Source organism: Arthrobacter sp. NPDC057009 (genome assembly GCF_042673905.1).
Taxonomy (GTDB): Bacteria; Actinomycetota; Actinomycetes; order Actinomycetales; family Micrococcaceae; genus Arthrobacter.
Map to the genome: position 1 here is coordinate 19339 of NZ_JBHUSB010000014.1, position 21401 is coordinate 40739.

Sequence of the window (21401 nt, forward strand, 5' to 3'; positions counted from 1 at the left end):
GCAGCGGCTACCCGTCTCCGGGCTGCGGTACGCAGGCCGGACGCCACGACATGTTGGCCGGCGGCAGACATTAGCATTGGCCCTATGGGTGCCCAAGACCGTCAGCCCGTCCGCGCCGGCGCCGTTCCTTCCCCGGATGGGAAGGCCCTGGGGCGGCTTCTCGCCCTTCTCGGGGATGGCATCTCTGCCGAAGCCTTGGAAACACAGCTGGCAGCGATGCAGGCGGAGAACGCCATCGATCAGGGGATGGCAGCAGCTGCCCGCAGCCTCAATGCCCGGCTCCGCGAGGCCAGCCGGCGGGAGGGCCTGCTCCGCGTCCTCTACGACACCGCCACCGACCTCACCGGCATCCGGGACGTTGAGGCGGTACTGAAGGCCATCGTCCGCAGAACACGCTCGCTCATCGGCAGCGACATTGCCTATCTGAGCCTCAACGACTACGACTCCGGCGAGTCGTACATTCGGGTGACGGACGGGGCTGCCACGGCCCTCTTCCGGAACATCCGGATGCCCCTGGGCGAAGGAGTCCTCGGTGCCGTGGCCACCGGTGAAGCCCCCTCACAATCCGCGGACTACCTGAGCGACCAGACCAAATCCCACCTCGAGTCGAGTGACGCGGCGGTGGCGGCAGAGGGCGTCAAGGCCATCATGGGCGTCCCCTTGCGGGCCGAGGGCAAAGTCATCGGCGCGCTGCTCGTCGCGGACCGGTATGCGCACAGCTTCAGCAGCGACGACATCACCCTGATGGAATCCATTGGCACCCACGCCGCGGTGGCGCTGGAGAACGCGCGTCACTTCACCGAAATGGCCAACGCCCTGGCGCGGCTGGACCAGGCGCAGCAGCAGAACCTTGCCCATGTGAAGGCGCTGGAAGAGCTTTCCTCCCTCGACCAGAGGCTGATGGAAACCCTGGCGTCCGCCAACAGCCTGCCCAACCTCATGCTGCTTTTGGCCGAGTCGATGGAGAGCGAAGTGTCCGTGGTTTCGCCCATGGGCGAAACCGTGGCAGGGCTGGGCACAAACCCGGATTTTGGAAACCCAGCTGCGCTGAGTGCGGCGGAGCTCTCTGCCAAGCGGTCACTGCCCGTGCCTTTCACAGTCAAAGGCCGCCAGTACACAGTGATGTCCGCGGTTGCAGGCGACCAGCACCTTGCGTCATTGGTCGTAGCCGGGCATCTCAGTCAGGACCGGCTTGCCGTGCTGGAGCGAAGCGCCCTGGTCCTCAGCGCGGCGCTGCTCTTTGAACGAACCTTTCAGGACGCGCAGTACCGGCTGCAGCTGGAGCTCATCGATGAACTCCTTAATCCGCGCTCCGGGGACACGGAAGCATTGAAGCGGCGGGCCGGAAGATTCGGCCTGGCGGACAACATCCCGCTCGTGGTCCGTGTGGTGGATGTCCGGGAGGACCAGCGACAAAGGGCACTCGCCGTGTTGAAGCAGCAAGCCCAGGACAGGCCTGGTATCACTGCCCTCCACGAATCGCATCTGTGCGTCATTGAACCGCCTGTGCGCCGTGGCGGTAGTCACCGTCGGGACCGTGGCGAGGACAACGGGCAATCGCTCGTCGATACCCTGAGGCAGCATCGCATCGAGGCAAGCGTTGGGTCATCAGAGGCGGTGGCCGGGTTCTCCCGGCTGCCGGGCGCGCATGCCGAAGCCGACGCCGTGCTGCGCGCGCTGCGGGCACTGTCCCGCGACGGCGAGGCCGCCGACCGGGCTGCCCTCGGCACCGCCGGGATGCTGCTGGGCGCCATGGACAGCCCCTTTGCTACCCAACTGCTGACTGCCCAGCTCGGACCCCTGCTGGACTACGACAGCCGCCGCGGAACCCAGCTGGTCCTGACGGCATGGACGTTTCTGGAGAACGACGCGTCCGCTACGGCTGCGGCCGAGGCACTCCACATCCATCCCAACACGCTCCGTCAGCGGCTGGAGCGCATCGACACCGTCCTTGGCACTGGCTGGCGCCGGGGCGGACGATCGCTGGACGTGCACGTGGCCCTCCGGCTGTGGCGGCTGAAATCCGCCGGCCTCAACAGCAACGGGTCCTGACCTCCACCGCCCGCAGGGGTGTGGTGTGTTCCCACATGTTCAGCCCCCAAATATGGCAGGAACTTCCATAGGGAACACCACACGGCTCTGGAACCATGAGATCTGCGGCACCTTTCCGGTAGCCAAGATCCCCATTTCCTAGGAGTCATTCACAATGTCGTGTGCGCATGCAGCGGGCATCCGTCCCGCAACCTTCGGCGTCCTGCGCTTGCCGCGGAACATCGTCGTCGGTGCCCAGCAGCGATTTGCTATCGCCGATATCGCAGCCGATCTCGGCGACACCGTCCTCATCTGCACTGACCCCCGCCTGGCCGCCTCCGACGAACTGCGGGCCCTGGTCACAAGTCTTGAAAGCCGGCGGCTGTCCGTCCGCGTCTATGGAGAAACCGAGGCCGAACTGCCCACGCCCGGCATCATGGCCTGCGTCGACGAGCTCAAGGGACACAAGGTCGACGTCGTCATCGGCTTCGGCGGCGGCAGCTGCATGGACATGGCCAAAGTGGTCTCGGTGCTGCTGACCCATGGCGGCCAGCCCAGCGACTACTACGGCGAGTTCGCCGTTCCCGGCCCCGTCAAGCCCGTCATCGCCCTGCCCACCACGGCCGGCACCGGCTCGGAAGCGACGGCGATCGCCGTGGTTTCCGACCCCGCCCTCGGCATGAAGATGGGCATCTCCAGCCCCCACATCATCCCCTTCGCCGCGGTCTGCGACCCTGAACTGACCTACACCTGCCCGCCGTCACTGACCGCGGCCACCGGCGCCGACACCTTCGTCCACCTGGTCGAGTCGTTTACCGCGGTAACCCGGGAACCAACCCGCACGCTCGCGAACGAGCGCGTGTTCGTAGGCAAGAATGTCCTGACAGACTCCCTCGCGCTGGACGGGATCCGGCTCCTGGGCCGGAGCCTGGCCACCGCGTACAAGGACCCGGACAACACCGATGCCCGTGCAGACATGATGCTGGCCGCACTCTACGGCGGCATAGTGCTCAGCAACGCCGGAACGGCAGCGGCACACGCGATCCAGTACCCCGTCGGGGCGCTGACCCACACGCCGCACGGCGTGGGCGTCGGCCTGCTGCTCCCTTATGTCGTGCGCCACAACTTCCGCGCGATCGAACCGCAGCTGGCACAGGTTGCCGATGCGCTTGGACGCGACATCAAGGGCATGGACACCCGAAGCGCGGCCATCGCCGGCGTTGAGGCCATCGACGAAATCATCGCCACCATCGAACTGCCTGCCACGCTTCAGGACCTCGGGGTACAGGAGGGCGACCTTGGCCAGATTGCCAGGCTGTCGCTGAACTCCAAGCGGCTCATTGACAACAACCCGGTGCCGCTCGACCTCGAGTCCGTTACCGCCATCGTGCAGGCCGCGTACGCCGGCGACCGCACCATCGCCTGAAACTCTTCGCAGAAACACTGCCACTGCCTGATCAATACCTGAGGATCCCCATGACACTTCTCTCCGCCCACGAACCCCTCGACATCGACGAGCTGGCGGTCCCCCGCCAGCTGCTCATCGACGGCAGCTGGCGTAACGCCGCCGGCAGCCGCACCGTCGACGTCGCCAATCCTTCCGACGGGACCGTCATCACCGCCATCGCGGATGCCGACGTCGAGGACGGCCTGGCCGCCGTCGATGCTGCCGCAGCCGCCTTCCCGGATTGGGCTGCCACACCGCCCCGGCGCCGCGCCGAAATCCTCAGCCGCTGCTTCGAGCTGATGACCGAGCGCAGCGAGCAGCTGGCGCACCTCATCTCCCTGGAAAACGGCAAGGCGCTGCCTGACGCCCGCGGGGAGGTGGCATACGCCGCCGAGTTCTTCCGCTGGTACGCCGAGGAGGCAGTCCGGATCATCGGAGATGTTTCCATCTCGCCGTCCGGGGCGAACCGCATCCTGGTGCAGCACCAGCCGATCGGCGTGTGCGTGCTGATCACTCCGTGGAACTTCCCCGCCGCCATGGCTACCCGCAAGCTGGCACCGGCGCTTGCCGCCGGCTGCACTGCCGTGCTCAAGCCGGCCACCCTGACGCCCCTGACCTCGCTGGCCATCGCCCAACTGATGGTCGACGCCGGGGTCCCGGCCGGCGTCGTCAACGTGATCACCACCGCCAGGACGGGCGACGTCATGACACCGATCCTGGCAGACCCCCGCGTCCGAAAGCTCTCGTTCACCGGTTCCACCGGCGTCGGACGGCACCTGCTGCGCCAGGCGGCCGACAACGTGCTCAAATGCTCCATGGAACTGGGCGGCAACGCACCTTTCCTGGTGTTCGAGGACGCTGACCTGGACAAGGCGATCGACGGCGTCATGATCGCCAAGATGCGCAACGGCGGCCAGGCCTGCACGGCAGCCAACAGGATCTACGTCCAGCGCGGAATCCAGGCGGAGTTCGCGAGCCGCCTCGCGAGCCGCATGGCAGCCCTGGCAGTCGGACCGGGCACAGACCCCTCCACCGAGGTGGGGCCCCTGGTGGACGAGGCCAGTGTCCTGAAGGTTGACGCCCTGGTGCGCGATGCTCTCGACCAGGGTGCGCGCCTCCTCACCGGCGGGCAGTTGCCCGAAGGGAACGGCTACTACTACCCGCCCACTGTGGTGACGAATGTGCCGCTGCATGCACGCATGGTGAGCGAGGAAATTTTCGGACCTGTGGCGTCGGTCATCGGCTTTGATACCGAAGACGAAGTCATCGCGGCCGCCAATGACTCCGAATACGGCCTGGCTGCCTACGTGTTCACCGAAGACCTGCGCCGGGGGCTGCGGGTGTCCGAGCGCATCGAAAGCGGCATGGTGGCCCTGAACCGGGGACTCGTTTCGGACCCGGCTGCGCCCTTCGGCGGAGTCAAGCAAAGCGGCCTGGGACGCGAAGGAGCCCACCAGGGCCTGCTGGACTTCACCGAAACCAAGTACATCGCCGTCGACTGGTGACCCGGTCACCCGCGGCCCCTCCATTCCCCTTTACCTTCGAAAGATAGATCCATGACGCTCTCTGCATCCAAGACAGGCACCGCAAACCGTGTGCCTTGGCGCGTGTCAATTGCCAGCTTCGCCGGCACCACCATCGAGTGGTACGACTACTACATCTTCGGCCTCCTGGCAGCCACCGGCGTCTTCAGCCGGCTTTACTTCCCCGAACAGGACCCCGCCACCGGGCTTCTGCTCGCGTTCCTCACCTACGCGGTCGGGTTCGTGGCACGGCCTTTCGGCGGCATGTTCGCGGGACATTACGGGGATAAGATCGGCCGCAAGCCGATGCTGGTGCTCTCGCTGCTGCTGATGGGCTTCGCGACCCTGGCCATGGGCCTGCTCCCCGCCTACGCACAGATCGGTGTCTGGGCCCCCATCCTGCTGACCGTCCTGCGTCTGATGCAGGGCTTCGGCGCCGGTGCCGAATGGGCAGGCGCAGCAATCATCTCCACTGAACACGCTCCGGAAGGCCGCCGCGGATTCTTCGGCAGCTTCACCCAGATGGGCGTCCCGGCGGGCATGCTGCTCGCCAACGCTTCAGTCCTCGCCGTCAAGGGCAGCGTTCCGGCTGACGTCTTCGACGCCTGGGCCTGGCGTATTCCGTTCCTGCTGAGCGTGCTTCTGATCGTTGTGGGCCTGGTGGTCCGGGCGAAGCTCGAGGACTCCGAGGATTTCAAGGACCTGATTGCGAAGAAGCAGACCGCCCACAACCCGCTGGGCGAGGCGCTGAAGAAGGAGACCAAGGGCGTTTGGCTGGTGGTCGGCATGCGCCTGGCCGAAAACTCCGCCTTCTACCTGTACACCACCTTCTCCGTCGTCTACATCATGCGGACCTTCGGCCCGGAACGTGCCAACCAGGGCTCCATGTCGGTTCTGATCGCTTCCGCCATCGGCGTGATCGCCGTGCCGCTCTGGGCCGCCCTGTCCGACCGGATCGGCCGGAAGCCGCTGTACCTGTTCGGCTCGATCGGTGGGCTGCTGTTCTTCCCGCTGTACTTCGTCATGACGGACACCGGAAGCGCCCTGCTGGCAACCCTGGCCATCATCATCGGCCTCGCGGTCTTCCACAACTCGATGTACGGCCCGCAGGCTGCCTTCTTCGCTGAGCTCTTCTCCACCAAGCTGCGCTACAGCGGCGCTTCCATGGGCTACCAGTTCGGCTCGGTCCTGGCTGGCGGCATCGCCCCGCTGGTGGCCGTGGCCCTGCTCAACGCAGGCAACGGCGAACCCGGCTGGGTAATCCTGTACTTCAGCGTCATCGGCGTGATCACCGTTGTCTCGGCCATCCTGGCACCGGAAACCGTGAAGCGGGTACGGGGCCGCCTCGAAGCGGCGGAGCGGATGGATTCCGCTGCCTCCAAGGACGCAGCTGACAAGGCCGGTGTCCGCTAGAGGATTCCGGCACCCACAAGTTGAAAAAACGGCGGCATTGGCAGTGTGTGCACTGCCAATGCCGCCGGTTGTTTCTCCAGGCGGGAATCAGCGGTCAGGCGGGCGCCAGCTCCCCGGCGTGCGGCAAAGGATCAAGGTGGCTGATGCCGGTGGGCGTGACCTGCAGGACCCTTGCCGTGGCGATGTCATAAAACAGGCCCGTCACGTGGAGATCACCTCTCCGGACGGCGTCCTGCAGAGTGCCGTGCTGCTGCAGCCGTTCCAGCTGCACAGCCACGTTGACCATGGCCAGCTGGTCCACCGCGCCGAATCCGGCCTGCTCCGCTGCCACCTGGACGGGGTGTCCTGTGAGGAACGACTGCAGGCTTGGCATGCCGTGGTCCAGCCAGGACTCCACGGGGCAACGTTCCTCCTGCCCTTCCGGGCTGCGGTCCCCCGGTTTCTGGTCTGGGGCGGGTCCGGCGAGCAGGGCCGTCATGGCGCCGCAGCCGGAATGGCCGCAGATAACCACGTTTTTGACCGAGAGCTCATTGACGGCGAATTTCAGGGATGCTTCCACCGACGGTTCAAGCCGGTCACTTCCCACCACGTTGCCCACGTTCCGGACCGTGAAGAGATCCCCGGGGCCGCTGCTGGTGATCAGGTTGGGCACCAGACGGGAGTCTGCGCAAGTGAGGAAAAGGGTGTCCGGGTCCTGGAACGTGGACAGCTCCTGGACGTGCGGGCGGAGCAGGTGGGCATGCCGGCGGTGGTAGCTGTCCACGCCGCTGAGCACCGACCGCACGGGCGCCGGGACGCCCTCCGCTACGTCCGCCCCGGCTGCCTCTGTACCGAGCGGCAAGCCATCCCGCTGCCAGCTCCGCCACGGCGCGAACCCGCCTCGCAGCGCCGACCGCGACGAGCCACGCGCAGGAGTTCCCGCCAAGGCCGCGTGGAGCGTGGCAGTGCCGGTTTCCTCGATGTCGACGCTGCCTCCGTTGTTCACGTGCCGCACGCGCCACGCCTCCAGGGTGTCGTGGACGGGGTGGTCGAGGTAGTCGACGTCGAGCTCCACCGTGACATGGGCGGCCGGCGGCACCGCAGCCAGCACCCTGCTCAGGCGCGGAAGCGAAAGGAACGTGCAGGAACCGTCGATGACCACCCGCCAGCGGCCTTCGGCTGCTCCGCCGAGGGGCTCCGCGTGGATGCTGGCGCGGACCACGCGCCACAGGACCAGCAGCACGGCCAACGCCAGCCCGATCAGCACACCGGCCAGAAGGTTCACGAACACCACCGTGAGCAGCGTGGCGGCGTAGACGGCCAGGTCACCCGTGACCCGTGCCGTCTGGAAGTCGGCAACCTTTACGAGCCGGATGCCGATCATGATGAGCAGCCCGGCAAGCACGGCGTTGGGCACCAGCTGGATGACTCCCGCCAGCAGCAGCGAAAAGACGAGGACCCAGATGCCGTGGAGGATGGCGGACTTGCGGGTCCGGGCCCCTGCTTCCACGTTGGTGGCGCTGCGCACGATCACGCCGGTGACGGGAAGGCCGCCCAGCATGCCTGAGGTCACGTTGGCGGCACCCTGGCCGAAAAGCTCGCGGTTGAAATCTGTCCGCTCGCCGTGGTGCATCTTGTCCACGGCGACCGCGGACAGCAGCGATTCCACGCTCGCCACCAGGGCGATGGTGACCACGCCCACCGCGATGGCGGTCCACTCCCCCTGCGGCAGGTGCGGAAGGGAGAGTGCGTCCAGCAGCGAACCATCAAAGGTGATCCGGTCGACGTCGGAATTGAACGGCAGCGACAGCAGTGTCGCGGCAACGACGGCGACCAGCGGCCCGGGAACCCGGCGGACGGCGGCGGGCATGTACTTCCACCCGACGAGCAGGGCGATCACCACCGCCCCGAGGAACGCGGCCTGCGGATCCAGGACGGCGAGCGTGTCCGGCAGCGCCAGGATGTTGTGCAGTGCGGCCTCGCCTGCTTCGGCGCCGAGCATGACGTGCAGCTGCTGCAGGACGATGATGATGCCGATCCCGGCAAGCATCGCATGCACCACCACTGGCGCGATGGCGAGGGCAACCCGCCCCACCTTGGCCATTCCAAGCAGTACCTGGAGGACACCGGCAGCCACGGTGATGGCGCAGGTGACGGGCCAGCCGAACTGCTCAATGAGGCCGGCGACGATGACCGTCAGTCCGGCGGCCGGCCCGCTGACCTGCAGCGGGGCGCCACCCAGGCTGCCTGCCACGATGCCGCCGACCGCGGCCGCGATCAGCCCGGCCATGACCGGCGCGCCCGACGCAGCCGCGATGCCGAGCGACAGCGGAACGGCCACGAGGAACACCACGAGGGAGGCCGGCAAATCCCAGCGAAGGCCCGCTGTCAGGCGGCCCAGGACCGGTATCCGGCTCCTGCCGGGGTGGATGGAATCTGGATCCGTGGCGGCTCGCGAGGGCATATCAGTCCTTAGCTCGTTCGAAGGGTCCTGATCCACGCTATTAACGGCGGAGTGCGGGCCGCAAGGGTACCGCCCGTGAGAAGAAACACGAGGTCAGGCGGGACATAAAGCGAAAAGTAGGCGACTAATCCATTCGTTTGCATAAATGCCGCAGTGCCCCGACAGGGAGGGTTTGCCGTGGCGCTAGGGCTTTCTGCATAGGGAGGAAAATGGACTGCCATTCAAGTCACACGGGTCCTCCGGCACCAACCGGCACGGAGTGCCCAGGAAAACTTTTGGTTAACGCAGCAGTGGACCCATCCCCGGGGGATGGATCCACTGCTGTTCGGCCGGTACCGGCAGGCGGTGTTTAGCGCTTGACGGCGTCGAGCTTGAGCATCTTAGCGATGACGCTGTCGAGTTCGGAGTCGTCGAAGATCTTCTTCCAGTCGTCCTTGATGATGGTGTCCTTGCCGTACTGGATGGCGATTTCGCAGGCCTCGGAGAACGGGTTGGAGCCGCGCAGCGCGTTGGTGAGGGCGATCTGCACGTGGCCGAACAGCATGGCCTTGGCAGCTTCCTCGGGCACGCCGGCGGTGTGGACGGTCTCGTGCAGTGCTTCGTTGAGCAGGGTGCCGATCATGCAGGCCACGGTCTCCACAAGGGTGGGCTCGAGGATGGCCAGCTGCTTCACGGTGACCCAGTGGACGTCGATCACAGGGGCGTAGATGACGCGGATGGTGGCCTCGGCGGCAGCCTTCGTGGCCTCCGCGGCGTCCTCGTCGATCGCGGCGACGACGTTCTGCGGGGCGCCGGCGCCGCCGAAGGTGTCGGCCCATTCTTCCTTGGTGGTGCGCTCCAGGAACACGGACGGGTGGCAGGGGTGGGCCACGGCCTGGACGACGTCCTCGCGCTGGGCGAGCAGGCCGGCGTAGGCGGCGGCCGGGTCCAGGGTGAGCAGGATGGCGCCGGACTTCATCTGCGGGACGACGCCCTCGGACACGACGCCCAGGACGGTGTCCGGAACGGCGAGGATCACGACGTCGGCGCCCTTGACAGCGTCGTCGGTGGCGGTGATTTCACGGCCTTCGGCGCGGACGCGCTCCTGGCCGGCGGGTGAGTTCTCGGAGTAGAACACGGCGTGGCTGGACTTCTGGAGGTTGCGGGAAACGCGCATCCCCATCTTGCCTCCGGCTCCGATAACGGCGACGGTCAACTGTTCTGCAGACATTTCATTTGCTCCTTAGGAAATCGAGGCTTTGCTGGGTCCACTGGTTTTCGAGGCGGATGGTTTCGTCCTCGGAGTCCTGCCATGGCAGCCAGTGTTCGACGATCTGGTTGATGTTTCTTTCTTTGGGCTGAAGCTTCCGGACCATGTAGTCGTAATCCAGGAGTCCTTCCCCGAGCGGCGCGCCGGAGTACGTGAACCCGACCCACCCCTCTTTGCGGCTGAACGCAAAGTCTTTGATGTGCATGTTCAGCACGTGGGGTGCGACGGCGTCGATCACCTCACGCGGCATCTCCAGGGCGGCCACGGTGTTGGCCGGGTCGCTGCAGATTCCCAGATACAGGCTTCCGACGCGGTCCACGACCTCCAGGATGCGGGAGGTTGGGACCTGCTCGTACGTTTCGATGGCGATCCTCACCCCGGCCGCCTTGAACCCGGGCAGGACCTGGGTGAAGATCTCCACCGCCTCGTCCGCAGTCGGGGTGTGCCCGGGGGTGTTGAACATGGTCCGCAGCAGGGGTGCGCCCAGGATCCTGGCGATGTGCAGGAACTTCCGCAGGTGCTCGGGCCGGATGCCCTTGGTGCCCACCTCCAGGCTGATTCCGAGCGAGTCGGCGGTGGCCTTTACGGCCTGCAGTTCCTCGTCGGTCATGGTTTCCAGCGGCGCATAGTCGCAGATCTGGAACAGGTCCACACCCAGTTCCGCGGTCCGCTCCAGCGCCTCGTGGATGCTCAGTGGACGGGAGACCCGGTCCGAGAGCTGCCAGAAGAACGCGTAGCTGCTGAGCCCGATTTTTGAGCCCTGCCCGGTTGTGGCGTTCATGCCCGGCCCCCTGCAGGTTCCAGGAGCCCGAGGCGTGCCGCGGTTTCGTCCAGGATGTCCTTCACGGCTGCCGGGTTGTGGGCGAAGCGGCCCAGGAACAGTCCGGTGACGGCGGGGCCGAGCTGGCTGATCAGGCCGGGACCGGCGCTGCCGCCGTAGATGACCCGGCTGTCCGCCTGGCCTTCGCGGCTGCGCAGGTGCGCGTCGAGTCCGGTGATGACTTCGCTGATGTACTCCGGGGAGGCGGGCTCGGGGGCGCCGATGGCCCACTGCGGTTCGTAGGCCACGATGGTCCGGCCGGCGCGGGCGAGGCTTTCAGCCCGGTTCAGGACTCCGTCGATTTCGCGGATGCAGTGCTTGATGGCGTCTGCCGCGGTCCCGCGGCCGGGTTCGCCCACGCACAGCACCGGGGTGAGGCCGTTGCGGTAGGCCGCAGCGGTCTTGAGCCCGATCACGTCGTCGTCCTCGCCGAAGATCCGGCGCCGTTCGGCGTGGCCCACCTCGGCGTACCGGCCGCCGGTTTCGGCGACCATCTTGCCGCTGACCTCGCCGGTGAAGGCGCCCTCGTCCTCCCAGAAGATGTCCTGGGCGCCCGCGGCTGCCCCGTCGGCGGAGAGGATCCGCGCGCACTCGGGCAGGACCGGGTGGGCCGGCAGGGCGAACAGTTCAATGTCGCCGCTGCGCACGGCCGGGTGGGCCGAGGCTATCCGGGCCACGTCCCGGCACCAGTCCAGGGTGCGTTCGTACCCGAAGTACATCTTCAGGCTCACGCCGATGATGGCACTGGGCCCATTGGCGTGCGGCCGGGGTGAACCGGTGACGGGGTTAGCAGGAAGTGACACCTTCGTAGTCCTTAATCAGGGTGACCTTCCCGGCCGAGGCGGAGGTTTCGTCGAAGGTGTAGGTGAGCCATTCCTTGGCGAGGCGCCGGGCGAGTTCCAGGCCCACCACGCGCTGGCCGAAGGTGAGGACCTGGGCGTTGTTGGACAGGACGGAACGCTCAACGGAGAAGGAGTCGTGGGCGGTGACAGCGCGGACGCCGGGGACCTTGTTCGCCGCGATCGCCACACCGAGGCCGGTGCCGCAGACCAGCAGGGCACGGTCTGCCTTGCCGGCGGCGATGAGTTCGGCGGCGGCGATGGCCACGGACGGGTAGGGGGTGTGGCTGGTGGCGTCCACCCCGACGTCCTGCACGGACTCGACCAGTTCGGACGCCTCCAGGTCCGCCTTCAGGGCTTCCTTGTACTCGAATCCGGCGTCGTCGGAACCGACGACCAGGCGCAGTTTGGCGCTCATGCGTTCTCCTTCGTGGTGGTTGCTGCGGCTTTCGCCTCGGCGAGGGTGTTGTGGATGGCGCGGACGATCAGTGCCATGGAAACGGCGCCGGCGTCCGGGGTGCCCAGGCTCTTCTCGGCGTGCGGGCGTGCCCGGCCCATCAGGGGCAGCAGGTTCGCGGTTTCCTCCGCGGCCTGCTGGGCGGCGGAGGCTGCCGTCCCCCAGGCGTCGGTGAGCGAATGCCCGGTGGCGACGGCGGCGGACAGGGCGTCGCGGAACGGAACCAGCACGTCCACGAGGGTCTTGTCGCCCACCTTGGCCTTGCCAAAGCCCATGATCGAGGCGGCGGCCTCCGCCACCCCGGCGGCGACAGCGCCGGCGTCGGGCGTGGTGCTGTTGCCGATCGCGTCCCCGACCGCGCGCAGGGCCATGCCCCACAGGGCACCGGAGGTGCCGCCGGCCCGGTCGGCCCAGGCGTCGGCGGCCAGGTGCAGGGTGGTGGCGGCGCCGGCACCGCGTTCGACGGCGTCCGTTGCGGCTTCGACGGCTGCGCGGACACCGCGCTCCATGCCGATGCCGTGGTCGCCGTCGCCGGCGATCGCATCGATCCGGCCCAGTTCCTCGACGTTCGCGCCGATGACGTCCTTCGCGGCGCCGAGGGCGGCCAGGACCCGCACGGCAGCGGCGCGGGACTCTTCGGTGGCGTCCGGGATCACCGTGGTCTCGGTGTCCGTGGCGGCGAGTTCCTCGGCGCTCAGAGCCTGTGCGGTGACAGCGCCGCGGCGGAAGGCCGGCGCGTCGCACGGGGCGTTCCAGAGTTCTTCGAGTTCGGCGTCGAGCCAGAACAGGGTCAGCGAGGTGCCGGCCATGTCGAAGCTGGTCACCAGCTCGCCGACCTGCGGGTCCACCGCTTCCACGCCGGCCTCGGCCAGGAGCTGGGCGACGCGGCGGTACACCACGAACAGTTCCTCGTACTTCACCGAGCCCAGGCCGTTCAGGATCGGCACCACCCGCGCACGTTTGTTGGTGTCGCCAGGCGACGCAAGGCCATCGGGGACCTCGGTGAGGAGCTTGCCCACAAGCAGTTCGGCGAGCTCATCCGCCGTCGGAATGCCTGTTTCATCGATGCCCGGTTCGCCGTGAATGCCCATGCCCACGGCCATCCGTCCCTCCGGGACGGTGAACAGCGGGTTCTCCGCGCCCGGGAGGGTGCAGCCGGAGAACGCGACGCCGAAGGACCGGGTTCGGTCATTGGCACGTCCGGCAATCTCCACGACGGCGTCCAGCGAATGCCCTGCCTCCGCGGCGGCCGCAGCGACCTTGAAGACCGTCAGGTCGCCGGCGATACCCCGGCGCTTGTGCCGCTCGGCCAGCGGGGCGGAGGAAACATCGTCGGTCACGGCGATGCTGCGGCAGTCAATCCCCTCGGCGCGGAGCTTGTCCTGGGCCTGCGTGAAGTGCAGCACGTCACCGGCGTAATTGCCGTAACCCAGCAGCACCCCGGCACCGTTGTTCGCGGCCTTGGCCACGTTGTAAACCTGCTGCGCCGACGGGGACGCGAAGAGATTGCCCATCGCCGCGCCGTGCGCCAGCCCCTGGCCCACCAGACCCGCGAACGCCGGGTAATGGCCGGAACCGCCGCCGATCACCAAGGCCACCGTGTCCCGGGTGCTCCTCGTGCTGCGGGCCACGCCGCCGGAAACACGCCGCACCCACCGGCCATGCGAGGCAACAAAGCCCTCGATCATCTCATCAGCAAACGCTGCAGGTTCATTGAACAGGCGGGTCATGCGGTTTCTCCTGAGGTGGCTCTTGGCTGGTGGTTGGGCGTGGGAAATCTGTTTGGCGCTGTTGGTGTGGTTGCGCCCTCCGTGGCGGAGGGCGCAACCGGCTTGGGGTGCCGCTGGTTTTTTTGCTTACGGCGCTGTGCTGGTTACGGCTCGGAGTGGTGTCCGGCGCCCGCTGGATCCAGCGCCTCTGCCGCAACTCCCTGGCTGACCTTGCCGGAGCGGCTCAGGGCCACCATGAGGATGCAGGAGAGGAGCATGAAACCGCCGACGACAAACATCGGAACCGTGTAGCTGCCGGTCCAGTCCTTGAGCCAGCCCGTGATGTAGCCGGCGCTGAAGCCTGCCAGGTTGCCCACGGTGTTGATCAGGGCGATGCCTGCAGCAGCGGCAGCCCCTGTTAGGAACTGGGTGGGCACGGTCCAGAAGTTGGGCAGTGCCGCGAAGATGGACATGGCCGTAATGGTGATGACGGCGATGGTGGCCGCCGGGGAGCCGGCGAACAGCGCCAGCGGGATGCTGAGGCCGCCGACCAGGGCGGGAACAGCGATGTGCCAGGTCTTCACACCCCGCTTCGTGGCGTCCTTGGACCAGAAGTACAGGGCAGCGGCTGCCGGCAGGTAAGGGATCGCCGTGATGAGGCCCTTCTGCAGGACATCGAACTTGGCGCCGTAGATGGTCTCGAAGCCGGCGATGATGGTGGGCAGGAAGAAGCCGAGGGCGTACAGGCCGTAGATGAAGCCGAAGTAGATGGCGGACAGGACCCAGACGCGACCGTTGCCGAAGACGGTGCGGACGCTGACATGCTTGTTGCTGGCGACGGTTTCCTTCTTTTCCTTCTCCAGGGCGCCGGTCAGCCACGTCTTTTCTTCAGCCGTGAGCCACTTGGCCTTGGCCGGGGAATCAGCCAGGTAGAACCAGGCGATAATGCCGACGATGATCGCGGGGAGCGCGACGCCGAAGAACATGACCCGCCAGCCGGCGAGGCCGAAGAGGCCGTGCTGCTGGATGAGGAGGCCGGCCAGCGGAGCACCGATGACGGTGGTCAGCGGCTGTGCCAGGTAGAAGAGGGCAAGGATCTTGCTGCGGTGCCGGGCCGGAACCCAAAGGCTCAGGAAGAGGATGGCGCCGGGGAAGAAGCCGGCCTCGGCGACACCGAGGATGAAGCGCAGGATGTAGAGCTGCTCAACGTTGCCGACCCAGGTGAACAGGAGCGAGACGATGCCCCAGCTGACCATGATGCGGGCCAGCCAGCGCCGGGCGCCGAACTTGTGCAGGGCCAGGTTGCTGGGGACCTCGAGCAGGATGTAACCGATGAAGAAAACGCCGGAAGCGAAGCCGAACTGCGCCGCGGAGAGGGCGAGGTCCGTGTTCATGCCGTTGGGGCCGGCAAAGGAGATGGCCGTGCGGTCAAGGTAGTTGATGAAGAACATCAAGGCGACGAACGGAACGAGCCGGATCGCCACTTTCCTGATTGCAGATCGTTCGACCACCGATTGTGTGGTGTCCACATTGACTCCTAGATATTGGTATCCCCGGCCGCACCCTGCTCTGGAGGCGTGGGGGTTGTCTCAATGCCCTCCGCCGGAAGGAGACCGGCATTGGCTAAGCGTGTGAGATCAACCATACGACTCCAACGGCAAATTGGTCAACCGGTTGACGGATTTATCTGCTCTTACCGCTTTTCCCCCGAGAATTGGTCAGCCGGTTGCTACGCTTTGAAGATGTCCGAAAACACCACAGCCGCTACGGCCAAGATCAGCGCCGCCCTTGGCCCCATGGAACAGGGATCGGTGGTGTCCGAGGTCGCCGAGCGCCTGCTGGCCTACTTCACCAGCGGCGATATCGCAGCCGGCACCAGACTTCCCGCCGAGCGGACGCTTGCCGCCTCCCTCGGCGTGGGCCGGTCGGCAGTGCGCGAAGCATTGGCGGCCTTGGAGATTTTGGGCATCGTCATTGTGCGGCCGGGATCAGGAACGTATCTGCGGGACGGCGTTTCGGAACTGCTGCCCCGCACCCTGAGCTGGGGCCTGATGCTGGGCGCACCGCGCACCCGCGAACTGGTGGAGCTCCGGAGCGGGCTCGAGGTGCAGGCCGCGCAGCTGGCCGCTGAACGCATCGACGACGCGGCACTGGACCGCATGCGCGCCAACCTTCAGACCATGGAGGACAACCTCGACGACCTGGCCGCCTTTGTGGAGGCCGACGCCGCGTTCCACCGCGAGATCGCCGTAGGCTCCGGCAACGACGTGCTCCGGGAGCTGCTGCAAAGCATCCGCTCGCTGCTTCGCATCTGGGTTGACCGGGCCCTGACCGACGAAGGCCACGCCGCCGCCGCACTGAAGGAACACCGCGAAATTTTCACGGCGCTGGAAGCCCACGACCCCGCCGCAGTCACCGCGACCATGCGCTCGCACATGCAGACTGCATCGCGCCGCCTGCTTGCCGGGTTCGACGCCGCCCAGTAAGGGGCCACTGGCAACGGGCACACGCTGGCGGGCGGCCCTGTCTGGGGTACCCGCCGTCAGCAATCCCGGAGGGCCGGAACGCCAGCCTGATGCGCTGCACGGAAGGCGTCGCAGCGCGCATTGGAGTGCGCCGTGCGGGAGCCAAAGGACGGGGCCGGGCAACCAGCGAAGGGTACGCTGACGACGGACAGCTACCTCGAGGCTGTCAGCCAGACAAAGGCAACGGTTACCGCATCCATGGTCAGTGAATTCCGTGAGGACATCGAGCGGCTCGCCCGCACTTAAATCGCCCGCATCCAGAGCGGTGTTTTCGGACCTTGACATGACACTCCGGCGGGCCTACAAAGTGGCGTAGCAGACAGCGGCATCTGCGTTCCAAGCCTTCATCCCAGGAACAGGAAATCCACTACAGGAGGTTAAGATGCCAGGTCTAATCCGCAAGAGTTTCGACTCGCCCGAGGAGACCCGGCCGTTTGAGGACGGCAAAGGCCAGCTCCAGCTGGTGCACATGGAAGGCGGCGGCGTGGGCCGTGCCACGTTCGAGGCAGGCTGGCGCTGGTCACAGCACGTGAAACCCATCGCCAAGACGGACAGCTGCCAGGCTGCCCATCAGGGTTACTTCGTCTCCGGCCGGATGAAGGTGGTCATGGATGACGGCGAGGAGATGGAGTACGGGCCCGGTGACTTCGCCATCATTCCGCCCGGACATGATGCCTGGACCGTAGGCGATGAAGCCTGCGTGGTGATCGACTGGCAGGGGTTCAGCGACTACGCGAAGAGGTAGCAGCTGTTCGCGTAGGGAGGCGCCGTTTGCGTGACGAGGCGCTGTTTGGGCGCGGCGGCGCAGTTTAGGTGAAGCAGCACCGTTTGGATTAGCCGGCGCCGGGCGTGACATCATACGGAACGTGGCCCAGAAAATTGCGTTCCAGGGTGAGCCCGGCGCCAACTCAGACATAGCCTGCAAGCAGATGTTCCCCGCCTTGGAGAGCGTTCCCTGCGCCAGCTTCGAGGACGCCTTCGAGCTGGTGTCCAGCGGCGCGACGGATCTGGCCATGATCCCGATCGAGAACTCCATCGCCGGCCGGGTGGCCGACATCCACCTGCTGCTGCCGCACTCCGGCCTGCAGATCGTGGGAGAGTTCTTCCTGCCCATCCACTTCGACCTGCTGGGCATCCCGGGCAGCACCATCGAGGGCGCCACCGAGGTCCACAGCCACATTCACGCCCTGGGCCAGTGCCGGAAACTGATCCGCGAGGCCGGGCTGAAACCCGTGATCGCCGGCGACACCGCCGGATCGGCCCGCGAGGTGCGGGAGTGGAACGATCCCACCAAGCTGTCCCTCGCACCGCCGCTGGCCGCCGAGCTCTACGGCCTGGAAGTCCTGGCCTCTGCAGTCGAGGACGACCCCTCCAACACCACCCGCTTTGTGGTCCTGGCCCGGGAAACGGAACTCCCCGCCCGGGAAGCACTGCCCGGCCCGGCGGTCACCAGCTTCGTTTTCCGGGTGCGGAACGTTCCCTCCGCCCTCTACAAGGCGCTGGGCGGCTTCGCCACGAACGGCGTGAACATGACCCGGCTTGAAAGCTACATGGTGGGGAACGAGTTCGCGGCGACGATGTTCATGGTCGACGTCGAAGGGCACCCCGAGGATCCGGCGCTCAGCCGTGCCCTCGAGGAACTGGACTTCTTCACCACCGAGGTGTGGATCCTTGGCGTCTACCCGGCCGCCGAGCACAGAACCCGGCGGGCAGCCGGCAACTAACCCGCAGTTTTGCCTTGCGGATTGCTCCGGTCCCTGAGCACCTCCCGGACCAGGAGGCCCGCCAGCAATGCCCAGAACGCCGCCCCGATCCCGAGGAAGGTCAGCCCGGACGCGGCCACGAGGAAGGCCACCACGGCGCTCGTCCGCTCCCCCGGCTCTGCGAGAGCCGAGGCCGCAGACCCTGCGAGCGTGCCCAGCAGGGCGAGCCCGGCGACCGCTTCCAGCACCCCGGCAGGAGCCGCAGCCACCAGGGCGGCGAGTCCGGCGGAGAAGGCGCCCAGGAGCAGGTACGCCAGTCCTGAGACGAAGCCCGCCACCCAGCGCCGGCCCCGGTCCGCGCCGGCCTCCTCCCCGGCTGCCAGCGCGGCGCTGAGCGCGGCAAGGTTGATGGCGTGGCCGCCGAACGGCGCGGCAAGCAGCGTTCCTGTGCCCGTGACCAGCATGGATGCCCGCCACGGCGCCTGATACCCGAAGGACCCGAGCACCGCCACGCCGGGCACGTTCTGGGACGCCATGGTCACGATGTACAGCGGCAGCGCGATGCCTGCCACCGCGCCCACCGACCAGGACGGCGCAGTCCATGCCAGGTCCGGCAGCAGACCGCCGGCCGGCACGGCCCGGCCGTCAACAGCCAGCTGCACCACGATGCCGGCGAGCGCCACGGCCAGTGCGCCGGGAACCGCCCAGCGGGGCGCGAACCGTGAAAGCAGCAGCCAGCACAGCAGGACCGGAACCACCAGCAGCGGAGCGGTCTGCAGCGCCTCCACCGGGGCAAGGCACAACGGCAGCAGCACCCCCGCCAGCATGGCTTGTGCCAGGGGTGCCGGGATACTGCTGATGAGTCTGCCCAGGGGGCGGACAAGCCCGGTCACGGCGATCAGGACCCCGGTCACCAGAAAGGCGCCGACGGCGGCCGGCCACCCGCCGTCGGGAACTCCCGCAACGGCCAGCAGGGCGGCCCCCGGGGTTGACCAGGCGAGGGTCACCGGCAGCCGGCTCCGCCAGGCGAGGAGCACCACTCCGGCGCCGACCACCAGACACAGGGCGAGGAGGCCGCTCGACGCCTGCCGGGGGTCGGCCCCCACGGCACGGAGGCCGGAGAGAACCACTGCGAAGGTCGAAGTGAAGCCGACAAGCGCCGTCACGATGCCCGCCATGACCGGCTTCACCAGCCCCTCGGCAACGGAGGCAACGGGGGCGGCGGGGTCGCGGGAAATTCGGGACGGTGGCAGCGGCATGTGCAATTACGTTACCGGAGACTGCCCTGCCGGCACCTTGTCATCGCGTTCACGGCGATGCAGACTTTGGTGCACTACGTGTCCTGACCGCCAGGCCCAAGGAGTCCGCCATGAACCCGCTGCATGCGTTAGTTGATGCCATTGAACACTTTGACCGGCTGGACGGGGTGGCCGCCGCCGTCTCCAAGGCCGTGGGAAAAGCCGTCCAGCCGCGGCCCGTCCGCAACACCCTCAGCGGCACCCTGCTGGGCCACCCGCTGCATCCGGTTCTGACCGACTTCCCGATCGGGGCGTGGTCCATGGCCACGCTCCTCGATGCCGTGGGAGGCCCCGCCTCCGAGCCGGCCGCCGACATCCTGGTGGCCGCAGGAATAGCAACGGCCGTCCCAACAGCTGCAGCCGGCCTCAACGACTGGTCCGACACGCAGGGCAAATCGCGGCGGGTGGGACTCGTCCATGCGGCCGCCAACGGAACAGCGCTCTGCCTGTTCTCCTCCTCGGCCGTGGCTCGGGCCTCCGGCAACCGGCCCGCCGGCAGGGCTCTTGGACTGGCCGGCTTCGGAGTCCTGATGTTCGGCGGATTCCTCGGCGGCCACCTGGTTTTCGCCAACACGGTTAACGTCAACAAGACGGCAGGCAGGACGGGGCCCAGGCAGTGGACTCCGGTCCTTGCAGAATCCGAGCTCGCCGACGGCGCCCACCGAAAGGTCGATGCCGGCAAGGTGTCGGTCCTGCTGTACCGCTCCGGGGCCGGGGTCCAGGCCCTGGACAGCGTGTGCAGCCACATGGGCGGCCCGCTCGATGAGGGCACGATCGCCGATGGCTGTGTCACCTGCCCCTGGCACGGCAGCACGTTCCGGCTCGACGACGGCCACATAGTCCGCGGGCCGGCAACCACGCCGCAGCCCAGCTACGAGGCCAGGGTGAACGAGGGCCAGATTGAGGTCCGCCGGCGCGGGTAGCCAGGCGTCGGCCCGCGGGCTGGCTGTTGCCCTCTGGCGTCCGTACCCCGCTGCTGATAGATTGCCCACCTCAGACGATGGAGTCGTGGGGAGGGCCCCGTGGGAATAACGGATCCGCATGCTTTACACATGGCGTGGGCAGCGCGTTTCAACGCCAGGGACGTTGACGGAATGCTGGAGTTCTTCGAGCCGGATGCCGTGTTTGTTCCCCAGCCGGGCATGCCTACCACCGGCGAAGACAGCGTCAACGCCATGATGGGATTCCTGCAGGCCGGGTTGCCCATCAGGATGACCACCCGCCATGTCTACGTCATGGGCGACATCGCCCTCGCCATCGCCGAATGGGCCATCAAGGGCACCGCAGCCGACGGCAGCAACGTGGACCTCCACGGCAGGACGGCCGACGTCCTCCGCAAAGGACGCGAAGGATGGAAGTTCGCCATCGACAACCCCTTCGGCACTGCCTGAAAAATTCCGGCCCTGAAAAAATTCCTGACCACCTGTCGATTTCCGCAGGCCCCGTTCGACGGGATAGTAGACGGACGCACACGGCGTCCACGTCAAGGCAAGGAGAGAACCATGAAGTACATGTTCATCATGCGCGCCACGGACGAGGCCATCGAGGCGTCGAAGCAGGTTCCGTTCGAGGAGATCCTCAACCAGATGGGCGCCTACAACGAACAGCTCATCAAGGCCGGCGTCATGCTCGCCGGCGAGGGCCTGACCGACCTGTCCGAGGGCTCGGCCTTCGTGGTCGACTTCTCCGAGGAACCGCCCGTGGTGACGGACGGCCCCTACGGGGAAACGCATGAGCTGTTCAACGGCTTCTGGATTGTCCAGGTGGCTTCCAAGGAGGAGGCGAAGGAATGGGCCAGCCGCTGCCCGCTGGGTCCCGGATCGAAGCTTGAGGTCCGCCGGATCGCTGAGGCCGACGACTTTGCCGACTTCGCGGACAACGAGTACATCAAGAAGGAAGCCGTGTGGCGCCAGGAGCTGAACCAGCCCTGAGCCGCTGGCCGGC

Annotated in this window: 19 protein-coding genes; 11 read left to right on the plus strand and 8 right to left on the minus strand. The window is 67.0% G+C overall.

Features of this window, described 5'->3' with window-relative positions; all coding sequences use genetic code 11:
* Positions 1-84: 84 nt before the first annotated feature.
* The 4 genes from ACFTR6_RS14960 to ACFTR6_RS14975 all read left to right on the plus strand — a co-directional run bounded on the left by ACFTR6_RS14960 (position 85) and on the right by ACFTR6_RS14975 (position 6414).
* Entirely contained in the window at positions 85-2052 is a 1968-nt protein-coding gene (locus ACFTR6_RS14960; RefSeq protein WP_377958470.1) for a helix-turn-helix domain-containing protein, read from the plus strand.
* A gap of 154 nt (positions 2053-2206) precedes the next feature.
* Positions 2207-3457 (plus strand): iron-containing alcohol dehydrogenase, encoded by a 1251-nt coding sequence (locus ACFTR6_RS14965; protein WP_076799792.1) that lies wholly within the window; start codon positions 2207-2209, stop codon positions 3455-3457.
* Positions 3458-3507: 50 nt separating this feature from the next.
* Positions 3508-4983 (plus strand): NAD-dependent succinate-semialdehyde dehydrogenase, encoded by a 1476-nt coding sequence (locus ACFTR6_RS14970; protein WP_076799791.1) that lies wholly within the window; start codon positions 3508-3510, stop codon positions 4981-4983.
* Between the two features lie 51 nt (positions 4984-5034).
* Entirely contained in the window at positions 5035-6414 is a 1380-nt protein-coding gene (locus ACFTR6_RS14975) for an MFS transporter (protein WP_377958471.1), read from the plus strand.
* Between the two features lie 94 nt (positions 6415-6508).
* Here ACFTR6_RS14975 and ACFTR6_RS14980 read toward each other — a convergent pair whose 3' ends face one another.
* From ACFTR6_RS14980 to ACFTR6_RS15010, 7 genes are all read right to left on the minus strand, one after another.
* On the minus strand, positions 6509-8857 hold the full coding sequence (locus tag ACFTR6_RS14980; RefSeq protein ID WP_377958472.1) for a SulP family inorganic anion transporter: 2349 nt from the start codon (positions 8855-8857) through the stop codon (positions 6509-6511).
* A 349-nt stretch (positions 8858-9206) separates the two neighbouring features.
* The gene (locus ACFTR6_RS14985; RefSeq protein WP_377958473.1) at positions 9207-10067 is read right to left on the minus strand and encodes a phosphogluconate dehydrogenase C-terminal domain-containing protein; all 861 of its coding nucleotides are present in this window, start codon (positions 10065-10067) and stop codon (positions 9207-9209) included.
* Between the two features lies 1 nt (position 10068).
* Entirely contained in the window at positions 10069-10887 is an 819-nt protein-coding gene (locus ACFTR6_RS14990) for a sugar phosphate isomerase/epimerase family protein (RefSeq protein WP_377958474.1), read from the minus strand.
* Entirely contained in the window at positions 10884-11729 is an 846-nt protein-coding gene (locus ACFTR6_RS14995) for a triose-phosphate isomerase family protein (RefSeq protein WP_377958475.1), read from the minus strand. Before ACFTR6_RS14995 ends, ACFTR6_RS14990 begins: the two co-directional genes overlap by 4 nt.
* The gene (locus ACFTR6_RS15000; protein WP_377958476.1) at positions 11713-12183 is read right to left on the minus strand and encodes a ribose-5-phosphate isomerase; all 471 of its coding nucleotides are present in this window, start codon (positions 12181-12183) and stop codon (positions 11713-11715) included. The genes ACFTR6_RS14995 and ACFTR6_RS15000 overlap by 17 nt, the downstream gene beginning before the upstream one ends.
* Positions 12180-13952: a dihydroxyacetone kinase family protein gene (locus ACFTR6_RS15005; RefSeq protein WP_377958477.1), complete on the minus strand. Its 1773-nt coding sequence runs from the start codon at positions 13950-13952 to the stop codon at positions 12180-12182. Before ACFTR6_RS15005 ends, ACFTR6_RS15000 begins: the two co-directional genes overlap by 4 nt.
* Positions 13953-14095: 143 nt before the next feature.
* A complete protein-coding gene (locus ACFTR6_RS15010) occupies positions 14096-15460 on the minus strand; it encodes an MFS transporter (RefSeq protein ID WP_076799777.1) in 1365 nt (454 codons plus the stop codon).
* A 213-nt stretch (positions 15461-15673) separates the two neighbouring features.
* On the opposite strand from ACFTR6_RS15010, the gene ACFTR6_RS15015 reads away from it, so the two are divergent.
* From ACFTR6_RS15015 to ACFTR6_RS15030, 4 genes are all read left to right on the plus strand, one after another.
* Positions 15674-16417, plus strand: a complete 744-nt coding sequence (locus ACFTR6_RS15015; RefSeq protein ID WP_087871950.1) for a FadR/GntR family transcriptional regulator — start codon at positions 15674-15676, stop codon at positions 16415-16417.
* 132 nt (positions 16418-16549) lie between these two features.
* Positions 16550-16702: a hypothetical protein gene (locus ACFTR6_RS15020; RefSeq protein WP_377958478.1), complete on the plus strand. Its 153-nt coding sequence runs from the start codon at positions 16550-16552 to the stop codon at positions 16700-16702.
* A 136-nt stretch (positions 16703-16838) separates the two neighbouring features.
* A complete protein-coding gene (locus ACFTR6_RS15025) occupies positions 16839-17201 on the plus strand; it encodes a cupin domain-containing protein (protein WP_076799774.1) in 363 nt (120 codons plus the stop codon).
* Positions 17202-17322: 121 nt separating this feature from the next.
* Complete coding sequence (locus tag ACFTR6_RS15030) at positions 17323-18180, plus strand: prephenate dehydratase (protein ID WP_076799772.1); 858 nt, start codon at positions 17323-17325, stop codon at positions 18178-18180.
* Here ACFTR6_RS15030 and ACFTR6_RS15035 read toward each other — a convergent pair.
* Positions 18177-19337, minus strand: a complete 1161-nt coding sequence (locus ACFTR6_RS15035) for a benzoate/H(+) symporter BenE family transporter (protein ID WP_377958528.1) — start codon at positions 19335-19337, stop codon at positions 18177-18179. The genes ACFTR6_RS15030 and ACFTR6_RS15035 overlap by 4 nt on opposite strands.
* A gap of 191 nt (positions 19338-19528) precedes the next feature.
* On the opposite strand from ACFTR6_RS15035, the gene ACFTR6_RS15040 reads away from it, so the two are divergent.
* The 3 genes from ACFTR6_RS15040 to ACFTR6_RS15050 all read left to right on the plus strand — a co-directional run bounded on the left by ACFTR6_RS15040 (position 19529) and on the right by ACFTR6_RS15050 (position 21388).
* Complete coding sequence (locus tag ACFTR6_RS15040) at positions 19529-20380, plus strand: Rieske 2Fe-2S domain-containing protein (RefSeq protein ID WP_377958480.1); 852 nt, start codon at positions 19529-19531, stop codon at positions 20378-20380.
* A 129-nt stretch (positions 20381-20509) separates the two neighbouring features.
* On the plus strand, positions 20510-20848 hold the full coding sequence (locus ACFTR6_RS15045; protein WP_087871954.1) for an SgcJ/EcaC family oxidoreductase: 339 nt from the start codon (positions 20510-20512) through the stop codon (positions 20846-20848).
* Between the two features lie 111 nt (positions 20849-20959).
* Entirely contained in the window at positions 20960-21388 is a 429-nt protein-coding gene (locus ACFTR6_RS15050; protein WP_076799765.1) for a YciI family protein, read from the plus strand.
* Positions 21389-21401: the final 13 nt, after the last annotated feature.

Bases quoted from the DNA above. Each gene is read 5' to 3' on its own strand.
- ACFTR6_RS15050 (WP_076799765.1), top strand. From the start codon at position 20,960: ATGAAGTACATGTTCATCATGCGCGCCACGGACGAGGCCATCGAGGCG.
- ACFTR6_RS14960 (WP_377958470.1), top strand. From the start codon at position 85: ATGGGTGCCCAAGACCGTCAGCCCGTCCGCGCCGGCGCCGTTCCTTCC.
- ACFTR6_RS14985 (WP_377958473.1), bottom strand. From the start codon at position 10,067: ATGTCTGCAGAACAGTTGACCGTCGCCGTTATCGGAGCCGGAGGCAAG.
- ACFTR6_RS15040 (WP_377958480.1), top strand. From the start codon at position 19,529: ATGAACCCGCTGCATGCGTTAGTTGATGCCATTGAACACTTTGACCGG.
- ACFTR6_RS15025 (WP_076799774.1), top strand. From the start codon at position 16,839: ATGCCAGGTCTAATCCGCAAGAGTTTCGACTCGCCCGAGGAGACCCGG.
- ACFTR6_RS14980 (WP_377958472.1), bottom strand. From the start codon at position 8,857: ATGCCCTCGCGAGCCGCCACGGATCCAGATTCCATCCACCCCGGCAGG.
- ACFTR6_RS15045 (WP_087871954.1), top strand. From the start codon at position 20,510: ATGGCGTGGGCAGCGCGTTTCAACGCCAGGGACGTTGACGGAATGCTG.
- ACFTR6_RS15015 (WP_087871950.1), top strand. From the start codon at position 15,674: ATGTCCGAAAACACCACAGCCGCTACGGCCAAGATCAGCGCCGCCCTT.
- ACFTR6_RS14965 (WP_076799792.1), top strand. From the start codon at position 2,207: ATGTCGTGTGCGCATGCAGCGGGCATCCGTCCCGCAACCTTCGGCGTC.
- ACFTR6_RS15035 (WP_377958528.1), bottom strand. From the start codon at position 19,337: ATGGCGGGCATCGTGACGGCGCTTGTCGGCTTCACTTCGACCTTCGCA.
- ACFTR6_RS14975 (WP_377958471.1), top strand. From the start codon at position 5,035: ATGACGCTCTCTGCATCCAAGACAGGCACCGCAAACCGTGTGCCTTGG.
- ACFTR6_RS14990 (WP_377958474.1), bottom strand. From the start codon at position 10,887: ATGAACGCCACAACCGGGCAGGGCTCAAAAATCGGGCTCAGCAGCTAC.
- ACFTR6_RS14970 (WP_076799791.1), top strand. From the start codon at position 3,508: ATGACACTTCTCTCCGCCCACGAACCCCTCGACATCGACGAGCTGGCG.
- ACFTR6_RS15005 (WP_377958477.1), bottom strand. From the start codon at position 13,952: ATGACCCGCCTGTTCAATGAACCTGCAGCGTTTGCTGATGAGATGATC.
- ACFTR6_RS15000 (WP_377958476.1), bottom strand. From the start codon at position 12,183: ATGAGCGCCAAACTGCGCCTGGTCGTCGGTTCCGACGACGCCGGATTC.